Origin of the sequence: Maridesulfovibrio ferrireducens (assembly GCF_900101105.1) — a bacterium.
Taxonomy (GTDB): domain Bacteria; phylum Desulfobacterota; class Desulfovibrionia; order Desulfovibrionales; family Desulfovibrionaceae; genus Maridesulfovibrio; species Maridesulfovibrio ferrireducens.
Map to the genome: position 1 here is coordinate 955,716 of NZ_FNGA01000002.1, position 19,081 is coordinate 974,796.

Annotated in this window: 16 protein-coding genes and 1 tRNA gene; 8 read left to right on the forward strand and 9 right to left on the reverse strand. The window is 43.1% G+C overall.

Going from position 1 to position 19,081, the window contains the following annotated elements; all coding sequences use genetic code 11:
* Positions 1–67: 67 nt before the first annotated feature.
* The 9 genes from pta to BLT41_RS09125 form a co-directional block, all read right to left on the reverse strand.
* Positions 68–2,200, reverse strand: coding sequence for a phosphate acetyltransferase (gene pta / locus BLT41_RS09090; RefSeq protein ID WP_092160304.1), 2,133 nt, complete (start codon positions 2,198–2,200; stop codon positions 68–70).
* A 55-nt stretch (positions 2,201–2,255) separates the two neighbouring features.
* The gene (locus BLT41_RS17315) at positions 2,256–2,510 is read right to left on the reverse strand and encodes a hypothetical protein (RefSeq protein ID WP_139167345.1); all 255 of its coding nucleotides are present in this window, start codon (positions 2,508–2,510) and stop codon (positions 2,256–2,258) included.
* Between the two features lie 261 nt (positions 2,511–2,771).
* Complete coding sequence (locus tag BLT41_RS09095) at positions 2,772–4,310, reverse strand: SLC13 family permease (RefSeq protein WP_092160306.1); 1,539 nt, start codon at positions 4,308–4,310, stop codon at positions 2,772–2,774.
* Positions 4,311–4,507: 197 nt separating this feature from the next.
* Positions 4,508–5,827, reverse strand: a complete 1,320-nt coding sequence (locus tag BLT41_RS09100) for a malic enzyme-like NAD(P)-binding protein (protein WP_092160308.1) — start codon at positions 5,825–5,827, stop codon at positions 4,508–4,510.
* Between the two features lie 57 nt (positions 5,828–5,884).
* Positions 5,885–6,439 carry a Fe-S-containing hydro-lyase gene (locus tag BLT41_RS09105; RefSeq protein ID WP_092160310.1) on the reverse strand — a complete coding sequence of 185 codons (555 nt, stop codon included), beginning with the start codon at positions 6,437–6,439 and terminating at the stop codon, positions 5,885–5,887.
* Entirely contained in the window at positions 6,439–7,278 is an 840-nt protein-coding gene (locus BLT41_RS09110; RefSeq protein ID WP_092160414.1) for a fumarate hydratase, read from the reverse strand. The genes BLT41_RS09105 and BLT41_RS09110 overlap by 1 nt, the downstream gene beginning before the upstream one ends.
* A gap of 3 nt (positions 7,279–7,281) precedes the next feature.
* A complete protein-coding gene (locus BLT41_RS09115) occupies positions 7,282–8,019 on the reverse strand; it encodes a fumarate reductase iron-sulfur subunit (RefSeq protein WP_092160312.1) in 738 nt (245 codons plus the stop codon).
* A gap of 28 nt (positions 8,020–8,047) precedes the next feature.
* Positions 8,048–9,901 (reverse strand): fumarate reductase flavoprotein subunit, encoded by a 1,854-nt coding sequence (locus BLT41_RS09120; protein ID WP_092160314.1) that lies wholly within the window; start codon positions 9,899–9,901, stop codon positions 8,048–8,050.
* Positions 9,902–9,914: 13 nt separating this feature from the next.
* Positions 9,915–10,562 (reverse strand): succinate dehydrogenase/fumarate reductase transmembrane subunit, encoded by a 648-nt coding sequence (locus BLT41_RS09125; protein WP_092160316.1) that lies wholly within the window; start codon positions 10,560–10,562, stop codon positions 9,915–9,917.
* 1,089 nt (positions 10,563–11,651) lie between these two features.
* Between BLT41_RS09125 and BLT41_RS09130 the strand changes: the two genes are divergently transcribed.
* The 8 genes from BLT41_RS09130 (at position 11,652) to BLT41_RS17655 (ending at position 19,061) form a co-directional block, all read left to right on the forward strand.
* A complete protein-coding gene (locus tag BLT41_RS09130; protein ID WP_092160318.1) occupies positions 11,652–12,224 on the forward strand; it encodes a TetR/AcrR family transcriptional regulator in 573 nt (190 codons plus the stop codon).
* Positions 12,188–14,413 (forward strand): MFS transporter, encoded by a 2,226-nt coding sequence (locus BLT41_RS09135; RefSeq protein WP_092160320.1) that lies wholly within the window; start codon positions 12,188–12,190, stop codon positions 14,411–14,413. Before BLT41_RS09130 ends, BLT41_RS09135 begins: the two co-directional genes overlap by 37 nt.
* Entirely contained in the window at positions 14,410–14,826 is a 417-nt protein-coding gene (locus BLT41_RS09140) for a hypothetical protein (RefSeq protein WP_092160321.1), read from the forward strand. Before BLT41_RS09135 ends, BLT41_RS09140 begins: the two co-directional genes overlap by 4 nt.
* Before the next feature lie 127 nt (positions 14,827–14,953).
* Positions 14,954–15,030: transfer RNA gene (locus BLT41_RS09145), tRNA-Arg, on the forward strand.
* Positions 15,031–15,201: 171 nt separating this feature from the next.
* Positions 15,202–16,077, forward strand: a complete 876-nt coding sequence (locus BLT41_RS09150; protein WP_092160323.1) for a hypothetical protein — start codon at positions 15,202–15,204, stop codon at positions 16,075–16,077.
* 118 nt (positions 16,078–16,195) lie between these two features.
* Positions 16,196–16,435 carry a helix-turn-helix transcriptional regulator gene (locus BLT41_RS09155; RefSeq protein WP_092160325.1) on the forward strand — a complete coding sequence of 80 codons (240 nt, stop codon included), beginning with the start codon at positions 16,196–16,198 and terminating at the stop codon, positions 16,433–16,435.
* Positions 16,436–16,444: 9 nt separating this feature from the next.
* The gene (locus BLT41_RS09160; RefSeq protein ID WP_244512235.1) at positions 16,445–18,253 is read left to right on the forward strand and encodes a toprim domain-containing protein; all 1,809 of its coding nucleotides are present in this window, start codon (positions 16,445–16,447) and stop codon (positions 18,251–18,253) included.
* Positions 18,237–19,061 (forward strand): hypothetical protein, encoded by an 825-nt coding sequence (locus BLT41_RS17655; protein WP_092162961.1) that lies wholly within the window; start codon positions 18,237–18,239, stop codon positions 19,059–19,061. The genes BLT41_RS09160 and BLT41_RS17655 overlap by 17 nt, the downstream gene beginning before the upstream one ends.
* The last annotated feature ends 20 nt before the right edge of the window (positions 19,062–19,081 follow it).

The window sequence follows — 19,081 nt, forward strand, 5'->3', positions numbered from 1 at the left end:
ATCAACATACCACAATTCCGAACTGACGCAACCGAATTAAATTTAACTTACAAAGCTCGTTGAAACACTAAACTGATACTTTCACACTCTGGCCAGCCTCCTCCTCAGCTTGAGCTTGAATAGCCGTAATCGCTACAGTATTTACAATATCGCGAACCTGACACCCTCTGCTTAAATCATTAACAGGCTTTTTAAGCCCCTGCAGTATCGGGCCTATAGCAACTGAATCGGGTACCGATCTTTGAACAGCCTTATAAGTATTGTTACCTGTATTGAGATCAGGGAAAATTAATACAGTAGCCTTTCCCGCAACCGCGCTGTTCGGCATAAGTTCTGCTGCAACATCGGGATCGATTGCCGCATCATACTGGAGAGGCCCTTCCACGGCCAACCAGGGTGCTTTTGCACGAACAATTTCAGTAGCTTCCATTACCTTGTCTACATCTTTGCCTTTGCCTGAAACACCTGTTGAATACGAAAGCATTGCCACTCTCGGTTCAACACCGAAAATTTTTGCAGTCTCAGCCGAGCTGATCGCAATTTCAGCCAGCTCCTGAGCATTGGGATTCGGATTTACAGCGCAATCTCCATAAACCATAACCTGATCATTCTGACACATGAGGAAAACGCTTGAAACAATTGATACGCCGGGCTTTGTTTTAACAAATTCAAACGCGGGTTTAATCGTTTGCGCTGTTGTAGTAACCGACCCTGAAACCATACCGCCTGCTATGCCTTTCCAGACCATCATTGTTCCGAAATATGTCGGATCGCTCATGCGATCACGAGCATCCTCTTTCATGATACACTTGTGCTTGCGAAGCTCGTAGTAATCATCAACAAACTTCTCAAAATGCACTGATTTTACAGGATCAACAACATTTATACCCTTAAGACTGATATCAAGGTTGGACGCAATCTGCCGCACTTCATCTTCGTTGCCGAGCAGCGTAATATCCACAACATCTCTGCGTTTCAAAATATCCGCAGCTCTTAAAATTCTTTCACTTGTTCCTTCCGGTAAAACAATATGCTGTTTTTTCTCACGGGCTTTATGAAGCAACGTATGCTCAAACATGAATGGAGTAATTCTTGAAGATGTTGTTGAAACCAGTTTATGTTGCAATTCATGTGAATCTACACATGTTTCAAAAAGTCCCAGTGCAGACAAAACCTTAACTTTATTTTCAGGATCAATGGTTCCGTGTAGACCTTGCAGGATTTGCGCGGTTCTATAAGTATGATCCGGAACAAGAAGAATAGGTATAGGCACGCCTTTCCAGCCTTCTATCAAATGATGCACGGTTGTTGCCGGCTGTATACCACCTGTCAACAGAATACCGGCAATCTTGGGGTAAACATCAGAAAGCCGCGAAGCCAGACTTGCAAGGATTATATCCGAGCGGTCTCCAGGGGTAATAATAAGGCTTCCTTCGCTCACATACTTCAAAAAATTCTCAATCTGCATCGCAGCAACAACGTAATCATTTACGGGTGTTTCAAGTCTGTCTGCACCGTACAAAACCTTGCAATCAAGCCACGTCAAAACATCTTTTACAGTTGGATTACCAAGTCGTTTGTCGTCGGGAATTATATAGACAAGAGGTTTATTATCACTACTAAAACCAGATTTAATCCTATCAACCAAATCACTGGAAAACTTCTTCTCCGCCCTGTTGATCATAACTGCGATGACGTCCAAACCCTTTTCTTTAAACAATTCAAATGTCCGCTGAGACAGATCACAGATTTCATCTTCCTCACTATTCATGCCGTTAAGCACTGCCAGCACCGGACAACCGAGATTGCTCACAACGTCCATATTTATCTCAAATTCAACAGCGGCTTCTCCACCCAGATAATCAGAACCTTCGCAAAGTACAAAATCATATTCCTGCTGGAGATCTCTGAACTTTCCAAGAATATTTTCCATTAATAAAGAATGCTTGCCATCATTAAGCATACGAGTCGCCTGACTCTGGGTGTAGGCGTAAGTTGTCTTATATTCTTGAGGAAGTTTAAAATGGCGCAAAATTAAATCGATATCATGATCCCGCCCTCCGCCAAAATCGTCATGAATAATAGGCCGGAAAATCGCAACCTTACGTACATGAGTCAGCAACAGCTGCATTACTCCGAGCACTATGGCGGACTTACCGCTACGAGCTTCTGTCGCCGCTATATATAAACAATTCGACATATCATCTCCGGATTAATGAACTGAAATAAAAACTCACTCTAGCAGAAGTTATTTTTTATTTCACTCTTCTATTTCTATTTGTAGGAGACATCCCGGCAGCGGACGCAGGAGGTGCTGATGAGGTCCGCCTTACTGCCAAGTCGTAAGCGCTACAACTCGATGTTGCGATGAGCAGGCAAACTATAGCGCCACTGCCGGGAAAATGCTTGCGAGGCATTTTGATGTCTCCCATGACAACCCGAAACTTTATCCGTAATTTTTCCGCCTTGCGGGTAGCGTAAATCAGAACGAATAAACAAACTGTTGTCATACATTGTCGACCGATAATTCTTAATTTTTTAAATTAAGAAGCACCGTCAAAAAAGCGAAAGCAGAAGGGACGTTTTTAGTTGTTCTCTCGCTTTTTAAATCCGGCTTCGGTCAGAAATTTTTTTATCTTCAGGACGTACGAATCGAGTCCGACGTAATTTTACGACAGGTTTAAAAGCTACAATATACTGTAAATGTTAAATATCTTTCAAGAATGTTTCCGGGCGATAAAACCTTATCGCCCGGAAACAAGAGAGTAGTCTTAATTAGGCATTACAGCCCATGCGGGAAGTACATGCAAATCGATACCCCAGAGGATCGGCAGGGCATAAACTACGGAGAACGTTATTAAGAACGCTCCGAATATGTTTAGCCAAAAGCCGGCCGCGGCCATCTGTTTAATCGAAATACACCCACTCCCGAAAATAACCGCGTTCGGCGGTGTTGCAACGGGAAGCATGAATGCGAAGGATGCTGCCACACAAGCGCCGACGATAGTTGCGAAGGGATGAACACCCATAGCAATTGCGGCACTACCCATAATAGGCACAAGCAATGTTGCGGTAGCAGTGTTGGAAGTAATTTCTGTCAGGAAGATGGTGATAACAACAACTACAGCGACAAATGCAAGCAGAGACATACCTTCAAGCATGGTCAATCTGGATGCAATGAAAGAGGCAAGTCCGGTTTTAGCAAAACCATTCGCAATTGCCAGACCACCACCGAAGAGCAGAATTACATCCCATGGAATTTTAACAGCGGTCTTCCAATCAAGAAGGAATTCGCCTTTTTTAAAATTAGTAGGAATAGCAAAGAGGATAAGTGAGCCGAGAATACCGATTGTAGCATCATGTACGAAACCAAAGTTAGGCCAGAGGTCCTGCATGAATGCCGCTTTTTTCAGGAAACCGCGAGACAGCCAGAAAGCAGCGATAAAACAACCGACAATAACGATATACTTTTCTTCCTTGGACATTGGTCCAAGCTTTTCAAGCTCCTGATCAATAATGGCTTCACCACCGGCAAGCTCCATTCCCTTGGTCGGGAACAAAATCTGCGTGAGAATCCACCATGAAACAGCAATCATGACCACGGCAAGAGGAACACCATAAAGCATCCATTCGCCGAAACCGATCTGTACGCCGTACATTTTGTCGACCATACCGACCATGACTGTATTCGGAGGAGTACCGATGATTGTTCCGACACCACCCATAGAGGCAGAATAGGCGATACCGAGCATGAGACACTTACCAAAGTTTGATTCAGGGCCTGAAGAAGGGCACGCTCTGAGAGTCTGAGAATCAAAACCTGTTGCCTGCTGAATAACAGCCAGACCGATGGGAACCATCATCATTGCAGTAGCAGTATTGGACACCCACATTGAAAGAAAACCGGTAGCAATCATAAATCCGAGAATCATACGACCCGGACTTGTTCCAACCGCTTTAATTGTGTGAATCGCAATTCGACGATGTAAATTCCACCTTTCCATTGTGACAGCCAAAAAGAAGCCACCCATGAAAAGATAGATTAAATGGTTAGAATACGGAGCACATGCCGCTTTAGATTTCATAACCCCTAAAAGCGGAAACAATGCGATCGGCATCAAAGCCGTAGCCGGAATTGGAATAGCTTCTGATATCCACCAGATTGCCATCAAGGCTGTCACTGCTGCAACTTTCCATGCAGACGGATTCATGCCATCCGGAGCCGACATCAATATCATTGTCAAAAACACAATCGGTCCTAAAAAGAAGCCAATTATTCTACCTTTACCACTGTCCTCTTGAGCGCCCATAGTCCCTCACTTTGCGCTTATGCAGTCTGCGGACAAATTAAATGCAATCTGGTGCTCTGCTTAAAAAAACAGATTGTCAACGCACCTTAATCACACCCCACCTAATCCTTATGCAGACTGCTGATAACTCATATACAAGACCTCATCACCTATTTTACCTTTCCGGCTTCATTTGAAGCCGGAAAGGATTTTTCAAATTAAATTCCCAAATCGTAAGATTCAATAAAGTCATTGACGCGAGTTCTGGAAGCAGCCAGACGTTCACGCAATTCTTTCTTATACTCTTCAATATCAATCGTGATCTGAGCCACTCCGGTGTCCATTGCAGCCTGTGCAACAGCGGCGGATTCAAACTCGATCAAACGCAGATCAAGAGGTTTAGGAATAATATAATCAATACCGAACTCAAGCTTATCAACCCCGTAGGCTTTGCATACATAATCAGGAGTCGGTTCTTTTGCCAGAGCAGCAAGAGCATTAGCAGCTGCAATTTTCATTTCTTCATTAATGGTGGTTGCACGAACATCAAGCGCACCTCTGAAAATGAAGGGGAAGCCAAGAACATTGTTGACCTGATTAGGATAGTCAGAACGACCTGTTCCCATAATAGCGTCGGGTCTTGCTTCTTTAGCGTCAGTATAACTGATTTCAGGATCAGGATTAGCACAGGCAAAGATGATAGGTGAATCCGCCATGGATTTAACCATATCTTTTGAGACTATACCCTTTGCGGAAAGACCAAGGAACAGATCTGCGCCCTTCATGGCATCAGCTAAGTCCTTGTACTCTTTGTCTGTTGCATATTCCAGCTTTTGAGCATTCAATCCTGAACGGCTTTTGTTGATGTGTCCTCTTGAGTCAAACATCGCAACGTTTTCACGTTTAATTCCGAGTGACATATAGAAGTTGGTACAAGCGATAGCAGCTGCGCCGGCACCGGAAACAACAAGACGCATATCAGCAATTTTCTTACCGGTAATTTCTGCGGCATTGATCAGTCCGGCACCTGAAATAATTGCGGTTCCGTGCTGGTCATCGTGAAAGACCGGAATATTCATTTCTTTTTTGAGCTTTTCTTCAATGTAGAAACACTCAGGAGCTTTAATGTCTTCGAGGTTGATACCACCGAAAGTAGGCTCAAGTGCTTTTACGATAGCGCAAAGTTCATCAGGATCAGTTACATTAAGGTTAATATCGAAAACATCGACATCTGCAAAGACTTTAAATAAAACACCTTTGCCTTCCATAACAGGCTTACCTGCTTCAGGCCCTATATTTCCAAGACCAAGAACGGCAGTTCCGTTTGAAACAACTCCTACCAAATTTCCACGACCTGTGTAGAGATATGATTTTTCCTTATCTGCAGCGATTTCCATGCAAGCCTCGGCTACGCCGGGACTGTAAGCCATGGAAAGGTGTTTCTGAGTTGCACAAGGTTTAACCGGAACAACTTCAACTTTACCTCTTCTGCCTTTGGAATGATAATCAAGCGCTTCCTGTCTAGTGAAAAGAGCCATAACTTTCTCCTGAGTTAACCGTTGTATTCGACCTCTATTTTAGCAATAAGTAGTTATTTAAAGACCTGCGGCTTTACGATTCGGAACGGCGTAAAGTTCTCCGCCATGACAATCGTTGATGACCAGTAAAGGAAAATCTTCAACGGTCAACTCACGGATAGCTTCCGGGCCGAGCTCGTCAAAAGCGATTACCTTTGCTTCTTTGATGCACATAGACAGAAGAGCTCCGGCTCCGCCGGTTGCTCCGAAATAAACAGCCTTATTATCTTTAAGGGCCTGCTTAACTTCTTCGCTTCTCTTTCCTTTTCCTATGCTGGCTTTCTGCCCAAGACTGTGCAGACGGGGAGCATAAGTATCCATGCGATAACTGGTAGTTGGGCCTGCTGCGCCGATAGGTCTGCCTGGAGGGGCCGGACTTGGTCCGACATAATAAACAACTGAACCTTTCAGGTCGAAAGGAAGAGGTTCTCCTTTATCAAGCAGATCAGCCAGTTTCTTATGGGCGGAGTCACGCGCAGTATAAATAGTTCCGGTCAGTTTTACGACATCACCGGCTTTAAGCTGCACCATGTCCTCATCGGTAAGCGGGGTGGTGAGTGAATATTCAGCCATTATAAGACCACCTCCTCATGCCTTGACGAATGACACTGGATGTTAACAGCCAGCGGAAGGCTGGCAATATGACAGGGACGCATTTCGATTTTCACATCGAAAACAGTGGTTTTACCACCAAGTCCCATGGGGCCGATGCCCAGTTTATTAATATCTTCCATAAGTTCAGCTTCGAGTTTTGCGATCTCAGGATCAGGACTCGGCTCACCTACTTTTCTCATGAGAGACTTTTTAGCCAAAAGTGCGGAGTATTCAAAAGTTCCGCCGACACCGATACCTACCATTGTGGGAGGACAGGGATTCGGACCGGCTTCCGCAACGCGTTCGATGACATATTTCTTGATACCTTCCCAACCCTGAGCAGGGGCAAGCATGGTAACACGGCTCATATTTTCAGAACCGCCGCCTTTCGCCATAAAGGTAATTTTGATTCTGTCACCGGGGACGATATCAAAATGAATAATCGCAGGAGTATTATCGCCTGTGTTTTTACGGGTCAAAGGATCACAGGAGGATTTTCTAAGGTATCCTTCCTCATATCCCTTGCGGGTTCCTTCCGTGATGGCTTCACGCAGGGTCATTCCTTCAATTTGAACATCTTCACCTACGTCTACGATGTAAACAGCGAGTCCGGTGTCCTGACAAAGTGGAAGACCTGATTTTTCGGCCAGTTCCCAGTTTTCTTTGATCTGCCTGAAGACTTCTTTGGCAGCAGCGGAATCTTCCGCAGCAGCACATTCTTCAAAACGTTTACGCACGTCTTCCGGCAAGTAGCGGTTTGCGCTTACACACATCTTCGCCACAGCATCAATGACAGTTTCAGCTTTAATAGTTCGCATCATCTACTTCCTAAATATTTCCTTAATAGCGGTAATACCCATCTTGCGACGCAGGAAGCCTAACTGGTTCTGTAAAGGAAGATTCTTAGGACAGACATCTTCACAACCAAGTAAGCCCATACAACCGAAGATTCCTTCATCATTTCCAATTATTTCAAAATAATCTCTATCGGTACGCTGGTCCCGAGGATCAACAACGAATCGAGCAATACGGTTAAGAGCGGCGGCCCCGATGAAATCGTCACGCAAACGGGCAGTACCACAAGCGGAGACACAGCAACCGCATTCAATACAGCGTTCGAGTTCGTAAATCTGTTCGGCAACGTCATTTTCCATACGTTCTTCGATAGCACTATCTTCAAATACTTTATGAGTATGAACCCATGACTCTGTAGTCTGATACATATCTCTGAACCAGACTCCGGTATCAACTGAAAGGTCACCGATCAGTTTAAAAACCGGAAGAGGCAGCAACGTTATCCGTGTTGGAAGGTCAATAGTCTTTGTCTGACAGGCCAGTCCGGGACGGCCGTTCACAACCATGGCACATGCTCCGCAAATACCTGCGCGGCAACAGAAATCGAAGATCAGGCCGGGGTCCTGTTCCTCGCGCAAGCGATTAAGTGCAATGAAGAGGGTCATGTTCTCAGTCTCATCCAGAACAAAAGTCTGCATGTGCGGAACGGAACTCTTCTCCTGCGGATTATAGCGGAATATATCGAATTCGAGTTTTCTGCTCATTTTGTGTTCCTTGATTACTTTCAGGAGTTTATCTCTTGATCATTTTTGCTTCAATCTCAGCCTTGTCAGCTTCGATTATCTTTCCGGCACCGTAACCGCGATCTCCCGGTGGAATTTCATATACGGGAGTGACTTCTTCATACTTAAGTTCAGGCATATCACTGCCTTCAGGCCAGTATGCAAGAGTTCTCTTAAGCCAGTCGCGGTCATTACGCTCGGTGAAGTCTTCACGATTGTGAGATCCACGGCTTTCAGTACGAACCAGAGCAGCCTGCGCAATACAGAGTCCGAGTTTGACCTGCCCTACAATCTTAAGGGCGGCAGCCATTTCGTGGTTGGCTCCGACACCATTTGAAACAAGACCGACTTTGCGGGCTTTTTCAAGAGTGCCTTTAAGAGTTTCAATACAAGTCTTAAGACCCGGATCACTTCTGAATACGAAGCAACCCTGCATGAGAGCTTCCTGCAACTCTTCACGCACTCTGTAGACATTCTCGGTTCCGTTGGTTTTGTGAGCAAGATTGTGCATTCTTTCTTCCTGCTTACGAACAGCATCAGCAATAACATCAGTTTTAAACTGAGTTTCGTAACCTTTCAGGAATTCAACAATCTTAACCCCGATAATACCACCGGCTACAACGGTTTCTGCAAGTGAGTTACCGCCGAGTCTGTTAAACCCATGCATATCCCAGCATGCGGCTTCACCAGCTGAGAACAGACCTTTCAGACCGTAGACTGCGCCGTCTTTATTGGTACGAACGCCGGCCATGGTATAATGCTGAGTAGGACGGACAGGAATAAGCTGTGTGCGGGGGTCAACATTAAGGAAGTTTTTACAGATTTCATCAACTTCACGAAGCTTGGTAGAAATGTGCTTGTCGCCAAGATGGCGGATATCAAGCCAGAGATGTTCACCGTAAGCAGATTTAACGCCTTTACCTTCACGCATATGGTGAGTCATCCAGCGAGAAACAACATCACGGGAAGCAAGTTCAGCTTTCTCAGGCTCATAAATGTTCATGAATCTTTCTTCATTAACATCGAGCAGAGTTCCACCGTCACCACGGCAACCTTCCGTTACCAAAATGTCGGTAGGCACAATTCCGGTGGGATGAAACTGAATAGCTTCAGGATTCCCGATAGGAACAACACCTGTATCGTGAGCGATAATATGTCCACCACCGTCACAGATTACTGCGTTGGTAGTAGCTTTATAGATACGGCCGAAACCGCCAGTACAAATTGCAGTTGATTTGGAAAGGTAAACTTCCAGTTCTCCGGTACGCAGACAGCGGACAACTGCGCCGGTACAGGTATCACCGTCATGAATCAAAGAGATTGCTTCTTTGCGGTCAAGAACAGTAATTCCAAGCTGGGCACACCTGTTATCCATAGTACACATAACAGCATGGCCGGTTCCATCAGAAGTATAGCAGGTACGCCATTTAGCGGTTCCACCGAAAGAACGTGCAGTGATTAAGCCGCGTTTCTCTTCTTTCTCTTCTTTGTCAAATTTTTCTCCACCCTTAAAGTAGAAGGACTTTCCGGGAACAACTCTGTTCCAGGGCACTCCCCAGTGGGCCAGACGTCTCATTTCTATAGGTGCGGCATCCGCAAAAAGTCTTGCCACTTCCTGGTCACAACCCCAGTCGGAACCGCGGACAGTATCAGCAAAGTGAACGTCGACATTATCGCCTTCCCCTTTAACACAGTTCCCGAGCGCGGCCTGCATTCCACCCTGAGCCGCAGAAGAATGAGATCTGCGGGCAGGAACAATGGAAAGGCAGATTACGTCAAAACCTTCCTGTGCGGCTTCAACAGCCACTCGCTCGCCCGCCAGTCCGGCGCCGATGACAAGGAGATCAGAGTAATATGTTTGCATTTATGAACCCCGTTTAACTTAAAGTTACGAACCTGATCAGAGTGATAATGCCGATAACCATGAAGATGGAAAAAAGAAGGAACTCAAGTCTCTTAGCTTTTGCTCTTCCCTCGGTCTTGATAACTCCCCACTTAACGCCGATGCGATAGAAACCGATGCTGACATGCAGTTCGGCACAAGGCAGAAGGATAAGATAAAATAACAACCACCATCCCTCGGACATACGAGCTGCTGATTTTGCAGCGGTGATTGGAAGATCATTCAGGACCACCCACATATGGATAGCACCCATGACAAGAATGATCATGGCAGTTACGGCCTGAACGACCCAGAGCCATGTGTCACGATGTTTCAGCATTTTTGCATGCTGCCAAATGGCAGCCTGACCGTCGGAACGGAAAGGTATTTTTCTTGCTGCCAGCACAAAATGTAGCAGAAAAGTCAAGAAAATCAAAGGGCCACCAACTTGAGCCATATACGTGTATTCAAAGAAGCCGGCAATAGCATCCATAACCTTCGGTGATATTACAACCGAAGAAACCAGCAACATATGACACCACATAAAGGCAACCAATCCGACACCGGTAAGCATTTGCAGCCAATCAAGAACCGCATCTCGTTTTCCCGGCCGCACACCGTGCAGGGATACATCTAAAGCCATAATCATCCTCCTTTGACGGAACTACTCCCGCATTAATGGACTACCAACATGACCTCATCAGCCTGATTACAGTGGTACAAATCTGCCGCAGACCACTCGTCTGCATACAGCCTTGTCCCGCACTCAAACACTCTAAAGAGATGGCAAGACCTCTCTAGAAACCGAGCTAACAGCCCGGTTTAAAATACCTAATCCCTCGAAAGGAAAATACTTTATAATTTGATGTCAGGAAAATATCTGAAAATAGATGTCTGTGAAGTAAATGAATTAATCGGAATGAGTTTATGCGAAAGAAGTGATTAAAAATGGATTTGATGCGCAAGAAAGACTTTTTAAGAAAAAACGCTTGAAGCGAAACAGGTCTATATATATTTTTTAGAAAGGCGAAAAAAGGCATGATAGAAGAAGATAAAGAAGCAGACAAAAAAAAGACACTGAAAGCAAAATTAAGCATTGAGCTATTCTGCATTTCATTTTGTCGCTTCGGCCTAAAACGGGTTAGACCGGACGCGCTGATCATGTTTTGACTTCCAACTGGCATACATCCTCCGCCTTCCCAAAAATCGTCTCAAAAAAGTAAACTCACTCAGGAGCTATTTCCTACGATTCCCGGAAAGAATTTAAAAAGGACCAGAATCACAAAACTCTCAACACTGCTTGTCAACTGCAACGACTTAAGTCGCTTGCTTCCTTCATCTGATTTGACTAATATCATTCCTTAATTGGCTGGTCAATCAATATTGAGAAAAATATTGACAACTCTCGTGTTTTTTGCCGAACGCAGACATGTTACACTTTTGTAATTAGTGTTACTAGAGAGATATCCTGCTAAAAATAAACAGCTTTATTCGTTTTTATTGACACAATAACCTATCAAAATATTATTGTCAGCCTCTATTTTTTTTCTCATGACTTCACAAATTATCTAATTTACAACCTTGTTAAATTTTAATTTGAGGATTAATCACATTAAGTACACATTCATTTAACCACTGACCTTGAATCCTTTTGGACAGTTTTCACAAATATCTGTATCAGCAATTCAGCTTCACTTCAAACATGCTTTAAAAACTTTGGAGCCTCGCAGAGATGACCAAAAAACAAAAGATCCTCCTCGCAGCACAAGAACAATTCGGAATTAACGGCTTCACAGGCACCACTCTCAAAATGATTGCTGACCATGCAGGTGTAGCTTCAGGACTGGTCTCTCACTACTTCGGAAATAAAGATCATCTGTTTCTTGAATCAGGAGAAGCACTGATAGACCAGATGCTGACTCTTTTCACCAAAAAAGCAGATAAGGCCGAAAACGGTTTAAATGCTTTAAGAATATTTGTTGAATCCTATTTTGATTTTACAATGGCACATAGAACGACTTTTCCGGCTCTGCTCAGATGCTCACCGTTTAGTGACGAAAATCCGCAACTGGACAGACACGAAATCGCTGCAAAATTCCAAAGACTTATTGATCAAATTGAAACTTATCTGGAAAAAGGCATGGAAGACGGTTCCATAAAACAACTTCCTCTTCCGCAAACATCCTTTCTTATTTATGGTAACATTGTCGGAGCGATCCGCACCGAATTTCTAGCACCATACCAAATTCCGGATCTGTTTGAAGAATCATGCTTATTCATAATTCGAAGCGTAGCCAAAAGCTAAAACAATTCCAGATTCCACTTCTGATTACTGCTACATTTATAGCGTCAGTCGGAATCGGGATTTTCACATTCACACTCCCTCTGCTAAGTCTTAATGAAATGGCAGGCGGAATGTGGCTGGGGACGGCTTTCAGTGGATACTTCCTTGCAAAACTGCTCATTGCTCCTCTTTCAGGAATACTCTCTGACCGTAACGGACCTAAAAAGATTCTGCTTATATCAGCAGGACTTGCAGCCCTGCTACCTCTCATTTATTTAATATCTCCCTCAATTGAATCCCTTTACGCCATCCAGTTCGCTCTGGGCCTCTGCGCCGGAGCTATCAAGACAGTCGGAATGGCGGCAGTCGGAGCACAAACGAGCGGAAACAAGCTTACAAAAAGATTCTCAGCACTTGTGGCCGGTATCAATACAGCTTTCTTCCTCGGGCCTCTCATTGGAGGGTTCTTATATATAGATCGAGATTTCATACCGATCCTCACGGCCCTCTCATTATGTATGATGACCTCCTTTTTACTTTTCACACTTTGCGAGCCGTCACAAAGCTGCGTTTCCCGTACAACTCCTCAGCGCAAACTGATTGAAAATAAATATACATTCGGATCCACTTTGCTTGCCCTCTTCGGAAGAACAATCGGCATAGGAGGCTTGATTGCGTTTTACCCGATTCTAATAAAATCAAACTTACAACTGCCTGCCGTAACAACTGGGATAATTTTTTCTATTCCCAATCTCGCGACCATACTTTTACTACCGCTTGCAGGACGTTTCTTTTCTAAGACCAAACGTGAATTTATTATTTGCTCAGGACTGCTCCTCAGCGCGGCAGGACTATATTTTCTAGCGGATTGCACAGCCATCTCTGAATTTATTTTTGCTGGTATCATTATAGGAACAGGCTCTGCTCTTTCAATTCCCGGCTCCATGGCCCTATGTTCTGAACTAAGCCCTCAGCAGGGTAAAACATTAGGCATTGCAAACCTGATCACAAATTTAGGATTTATAGCCGGCCCTCTGCTTGCCGGAATAATTATTAATTTTTCAGGTGAGCTTACTATTTCATTTAAGTTACTTGCGCTTGCCGGAGCCGCCCTTTGTTTACCTCTTTTAAATCAGGCCCTGCGCGTTAAGTTTAAACGCAAATCTGTTCTCATAGTCCCGAGTATCGCCTTAATATTCATACTCTTTATTATTCAGACGAACTTAACACAGGACTTTAAACAACCTTCGAAACAAAACTCAGATCAAACATTATTCCGCTACACCGATATTGCGATGGGAACTATTGTAAACCTGACCCTTGAAACTCCATCAGCAAAAAAAGGTGAAAAAGCTGCCCGCAACGCAATTGCAAAAATGCGCAGTCTTCAAAAGGATTTCGATCACCGTAACAAAAGGGGTTCCATCGGAAGGATTAACAGAGCTGCGGGGCTTAAGGAAATTTCGATTTCAGAAGAAGCCCTTAAATTGATTGATCATGGTTTGAAGTTCAGTGAAAAATCAAACGGAACCTTCGATATAACCGTCGGAGCTATTACGACCACTCAATTTTATTATGCACTGGCCCCAAAGACCATACAAAAACGCAAACCGCTGATTGATTACAGACTTGTAGAAATAGACCTTGATAAAGGCATAGTAAAACTCCCGCACAAAGGCATGGCGCTAGACCTCGGAGGAATAGCAAAAGGAACGATCATAGATTCAGCGGCAAAAAAACTCATAGAGGCAGGCATAACAACAGCCCTTGTTGAAGCCGGAGGCGACTTCTACGGCTACGGAAACAGAACATGGACCATAGGTATCAAAAACCCTCGTGAAGAGGGACTGCTAGGGAATATATCCATTAAGAATAAAGCTGTCTGCGGATCAGGTGATTATTATCAGTTCATCACAACTGATTCAAATCGCGGAGAATCCAGAAGGCATCACATTTTAGACCCTTCACTGATGCGATCATCACATGAAAGCATTGCGACAACAGCCATCGGGCCGAACGCGGAAACAGCTGACGCTCTCGCCACAACCATTTTCATAATGGGCCCAATCGCCGGAACCCGGTTTATTAAGCGCTTTTACCCCGAATGTTCAGCCATGTGGGTAATGCCGGATAAATCCATTCATAAAACAGAGAATTTTCCGCAAGTTACCCTTACAGCAAAAACGGTGGGACCAAGAAAAAACAAATGACCGTTTATCCTCAAACTATTGCCATCTACGCTGCCGCATGGATTCCGATGATATTTATCGCCATAGCCAACGGCATCATCAGAGAAACTTTGTACGCTAAATATTTGGGAGAATTGGCATCTCATCAATTATCATCTGTCACGGCAATCGCCCTTTTTACCTTTTACACTCTTTTTATCCAAAAACAGTTTCCATTACACTCTTCAGGAGAGGCGCTGCTGATAGGATTTATGTGGCTGATACTGACAATAGCCTTTGAATTCCTTTTCGGACATTTTATTATGAATAATTCATGGGTTATCTTGTTTGAGGATTACAATATTTTCAAAGGTAGAATCTGGGTTTTAGTTCTTATAGCTCTCACAATTCTACCATTCCTAATTTTTCTCCAAAATAACAAAAACACACTTTAGATAACAATTTAAGATAGTTAAATATTATACCAAAAGTAAGAGACGATTTTAAATCAAAAAAGTTCATCTTTATTTTAAATAATGCTTGACGAAAACGAACTTTCTCCATAGTAATTTCTTCCGAAGCGCGCCTGTAGCTCAGCTGGATAGAGCGCCGGACTACGAATCCGTAGGCCAGAGGTTCGAATCCTCTCAGGCGCACCACAAGAAAAACAAGGACTTAGATGAAAATCTAAGTCCTTTTTCTTTTTTGCGGTTTGCTAGTTCTTACCACTTTCTTACCAAATTTATAAAATTGCCTTCATTCTCTTTTCTCGGTAACCATGTTCACGATCACTTATCATCACAAGTAAAACTAATATACTGAGAGAATATATGTCTACCTCCAGCAAAAAGATGATTTACGGTTACTACCCCGAAAAAAGATATACTAGAGCCCCTCAATACATTGAAGATATGGTGAATGACCTTAAACGGATCAGTTCATCCTGCTTAGAACTCCATAATGCAGAAAGTGTATGGGCAATAAAAGACCGGGCATTGGGAGCAATGTGCGTTTTCTCCCCTAGAGAGATTGCTGCAATTGTCGAAGAATTTCCTATTCTCTATCGTTTTATGGAGTTCCGCGAAAAAGACTCTCCACATATTAATTTTTCATTTGATATAACCCTTTCACCACATTACAAACCGCTCAAAGCACTTGTCGCTATTGCGACAAGTGCGGACGAAGCTTTAAGGGCTTATGCTAGATACGATTTTTTACCGGAATCAATTTTAAACCTTATGGCTGAACAAATTAACATTATAAACAAATGCATCCCTCAGTACTTCACCCTTGAGCCTAAAACAACCAAGCAGGCACCTACTCCAGATATAGCTAATTTCAATATAACTCCCGATCATATACATATAAGCGCAGAGGATAAAAACAAATTACCTGCGAAGCTCAATCCCTTTGTCCCTGAATGGTTCAAGCTCCTGTGTTCCATAAATAAAATTGATTTCGACTTGCCTGCGAGTAAAATATGGAACGTCTTAAAAACAAATTTCACACCCCAAACGCCTTTAAAAGCTGGCACTTTTCAGACCGTTATACATGAAAAAAATCTTTATTATTCTGATGTTGCTCTAACAGAAAAAGAGTGGCTCAAATACTTCTCCAGTAAGAATGCAAAAAGAATTACTTACAAAACATTCACAAATTACATCTCCAGCATTAAAAACTCCCAAAGCCCTCCCAAAGAGCATTAAGATACTGTTTTAATTTATAAAAGAGTGACAAGTAAAAAAAACTTCCCACTTTTCCTCACGGCTACACTCTCGGTGCTAAGCTTCATACATACTAACACGTGTACGGAGGTTAACACGCATGCCAACTAAAAAATCCAATGACTCTTCCGGTGCCGATCTCAAAATTCTGCACCAAACCCTTCCCCCTATCATTGCCCGCAAGGATGTTCAGCTATATCTTGGCGGCCTTATTTCCAGCGGATACCTTGCTAATCTGGATTCGCAAGGACGTGGTCCGAAAAGTATAAAAAGCGGAAGAAGAGTCGCATACCTTCGGGGAGATCTGATCACATGGTTAGAGAGCTGGTTGCAGGGGTAAGGGATTCAAATGAATAAAGAAGCGATCACATCGGAAATAGTCCATAGACTGTATAATGATGAGCAATTTGCCTTTCAAGAAAATGCAGCCAATTTGATTAAAGGAATTTGTCCTCAATGTGGTAAAAGAGAGCTGTTCATCTCCAAAGAAAAGCCGTGGCAGTTGAAATGCAACAGGCTCAACCATTGCGGATTCGAAGAAAGTGTCAAAAACATTTATCCTGATCTTTTTAGCTGTTTTTCAAAAAGATATCCTGCAACAGACCAAAATCCAAACAGAACCGCTGACGCCTTCCTGACTAAGGATCGAGGCTTTGATCTGTCCATCATCAAAGGATGGTATGAACAGAAAGCATACCTATTTCCTGACACAAACACATTTTGTAGCACTGTGCGATTTTATCTGGATAAAAACCGCACCAGATATTGGGAAAGACTCATAGATAAAACTTCAAAAGACGGACAAAAAGCAAATTTTGGAGGAAAACGAAAAGCTGACGGTTCTATTTACAAAGGAGATGTCTGGTCACCGCCAGATATGCCCATCAATACGGGTGATAAAATATTTATTGTGGAAGGAATCTTTCATGCCATAGCATTGTATCATCGCAAATATAAAGCGGTCGCAGCTTTTAGCTGTAATCACTTTCCCGAAGCATTCATCCAGCAGCAAAGAAGTAAAAAACTCACATGGATTCTTGCTTTAGATGGAGATAGGGCAGGGATTGAGTATACTTTAAAACATGCTAAAAAGCTCCTCAACCTTGGAGAAAAGCACGAAATATATATCTTGCCCAAAGGTCAGGATTGGGATGATTTGCTTAGAGCAAACAAAATTAATAAAAAATTTATGGAGGACTGCAAGCACCGTGGCAAGCTGCTCATGGCTAAAACGGTAGAAGAGTATACCTACCATAAGTATTGTAAAAATTCGGCTAAACGCTTTGTCATTACTTTCAAAAACAGACTTTTTAGCGTCTGCATTGATATTGCACAATTGACTGAAGATTTAACCGGCACTCCGCTTGAGGACAAAAATAGCTTTCCAGTCTTTATCAGCAACTGTACTGTAATGGAAATCTGCAATCGAGATCCACAATGTCTTTACCGTGAAGTGGATGAATTGCTCGGTGAGCAATGGTATGTTTTCAAAATACAATCCACCAACAAAAAACCTGAAATTGTACGCCTTGAAGGTTCGAATATCGCAACAGCGGATGCCTTCCACAAAGCCTTGTTAAATAGAACTGCTGGAGGGACTTTCAGCGGAACTCCTGCCGACATGCGAATTCTTACAAAGCATTGGCTTCAAAATGAACTCCCTACCGTCCGATCTATCCCCTATATTGGGTATGACAATGAATCCCAAGCTTACATTTATCCGGCAGCAGCTTTTTATAAAGGTAAGGAAATTAAACTAGACGAAAATAGTTTTTATAGAGTGGGAAAAGATCTTGTCCGTCCCGGCCTGAAATCTATCAAAATAATAACAGATGGGAAATTCACCCCTGACTGGTTTGATAAATTTTTGAAAACATTTCATTGGCAAGGCCTTGCTCTTCTTGCTTTCTGGATAGGATCACTCTTCGCACATCAAATACGGAAAGAGCAAAAATCTTTTCCTTTTTTTGAGCTTACAGGAGATCCGGGATCAGGCAAATCAACCATGCTCGAATTTTGCTGGAAACTGTTAGGACGAGAAGATTATGAAGGATTTGACGTGATGAAATCCACAATAGCAGGCCGACGCAGAGCATTTAATCAGGTATCAAATATGCCTATTGTCATCATTGAGTCAGACCGTGAAACACGGCGGTAAAGACAGCAAACAAAAACAATTCAACTTTGACGAATGCAAGCCCTTCTACAACGGTAGAGGAACAGGCACACTAGGTGTTCCCAAACGCAATAATGACGTGGAAGAGTCCCTGTTTCAGGCTACCCTAATCATCTCTCAAAATGCTGAAGTAGACGGCAGTGAAGCCCTTTTACAGCGGATTGTGCATTGCCATGCCGACAAAACGCATTACGATTCCGGATCTCGTGAACTTGCGCGATATTTTGAAAAGATTTCCTGCGAGGAAGTAAGCGGTTTTCTGAAAACAGCTCTTATAAATGAAGCAAAAATTCTAAACACGTATTTTGAGAGTTTTAAAAAAATAGAAACCGCTTTTTCAGCATCATTAAAAAATGAACGGATAGCTAAAAATCATGCACAAGTCGCGGCTTGTGGATATGCTTTGCAAACAATTTTCCCCGCCATCAGTTCAGAAAAACTTGAAAACCTCAAACTATACATCCTACAAAGAGCAATTCTGCGAGAGAAACGTCTTTTAGCAGACCATCCTTTAGTGGAACAATTTTGGGAGACTTTCAGATATTTGAATTCAGAAACACGAAACATGGAAAGAGAAGCCTTAAACCATAGTAGCAACCCTGCCTATTACGCCATCAATCTAAATCATTTCGTTCAACAATGCAGAGACAATGGACAGGAAATTCCTGACCTCAAAGTATTAAAACAACTTCTCCCGCACTCAAAAAAACATAAGTTGCTTGAAAAATCTAAGGCCATGACTAGCAAAATAACAAACAAAACAGTTAGATGCTGGCTTTTTAAGATCTAATATATTTTGAATAAAAAAAT

Coding starts and splice junctions, on each gene's coding strand:
- pta (WP_092160304.1), bottom strand. CDS start 2,200: ATGTCGAATTGTTTATATATAGCGGCGACAGAAGCTCGTAGCGGTAAG.
- BLT41_RS17315 (WP_139167345.1), bottom strand. CDS start 2,510: ATGACAACAGTTTGTTTATTCGTTCTGATTTACGCTACCCGCAAGGCG.
- BLT41_RS09095 (WP_092160306.1), bottom strand. CDS start 4,310: ATGGGCGCTCAAGAGGACAGTGGTAAAGGTAGAATAATTGGCTTCTTT.
- BLT41_RS09100 (WP_092160308.1), bottom strand. CDS start 5,827: ATGGCTCTTTTCACTAGACAGGAAGCGCTTGATTATCATTCCAAAGGC.
- BLT41_RS09105 (WP_092160310.1), bottom strand. CDS start 6,439: ATGGCTGAATATTCACTCACCACCCCGCTTACCGATGAGGACATGGTG.
- BLT41_RS09110 (WP_092160414.1), bottom strand. CDS start 7,278: ATGCGAACTATTAAAGCTGAAACTGTCATTGATGCTGTGGCGAAGATG.
- BLT41_RS09115 (WP_092160312.1), bottom strand. CDS start 8,019: ATGAGCAGAAAACTCGAATTCGATATATTCCGCTATAATCCGCAGGAG.
- BLT41_RS09120 (WP_092160314.1), bottom strand. CDS start 9,901: ATGCAAACATATTACTCTGATCTCCTTGTCATCGGCGCCGGACTGGCG.
- BLT41_RS09125 (WP_092160316.1), bottom strand. CDS start 10,562: ATGGCTTTAGATGTATCCCTGCACGGTGTGCGGCCGGGAAAACGAGAT.
- BLT41_RS09130 (WP_092160318.1), top strand. CDS start 11,652: ATGACCAAAAAACAAAAGATCCTCCTCGCAGCACAAGAACAATTCGGA.
- BLT41_RS09135 (WP_092160320.1), top strand. CDS start 12,188: ATGCTTATTCATAATTCGAAGCGTAGCCAAAAGCTAAAACAATTCCAG.
- BLT41_RS09140 (WP_092160321.1), top strand. CDS start 14,410: ATGACCGTTTATCCTCAAACTATTGCCATCTACGCTGCCGCATGGATT.
- BLT41_RS09150 (WP_092160323.1), top strand. CDS start 15,202: ATGTCTACCTCCAGCAAAAAGATGATTTACGGTTACTACCCCGAAAAA.
- BLT41_RS09155 (WP_092160325.1), top strand. CDS start 16,196: ATGCCAACTAAAAAATCCAATGACTCTTCCGGTGCCGATCTCAAAATT.
- BLT41_RS09160 (WP_244512235.1), top strand. CDS start 16,445: ATGAATAAAGAAGCGATCACATCGGAAATAGTCCATAGACTGTATAAT.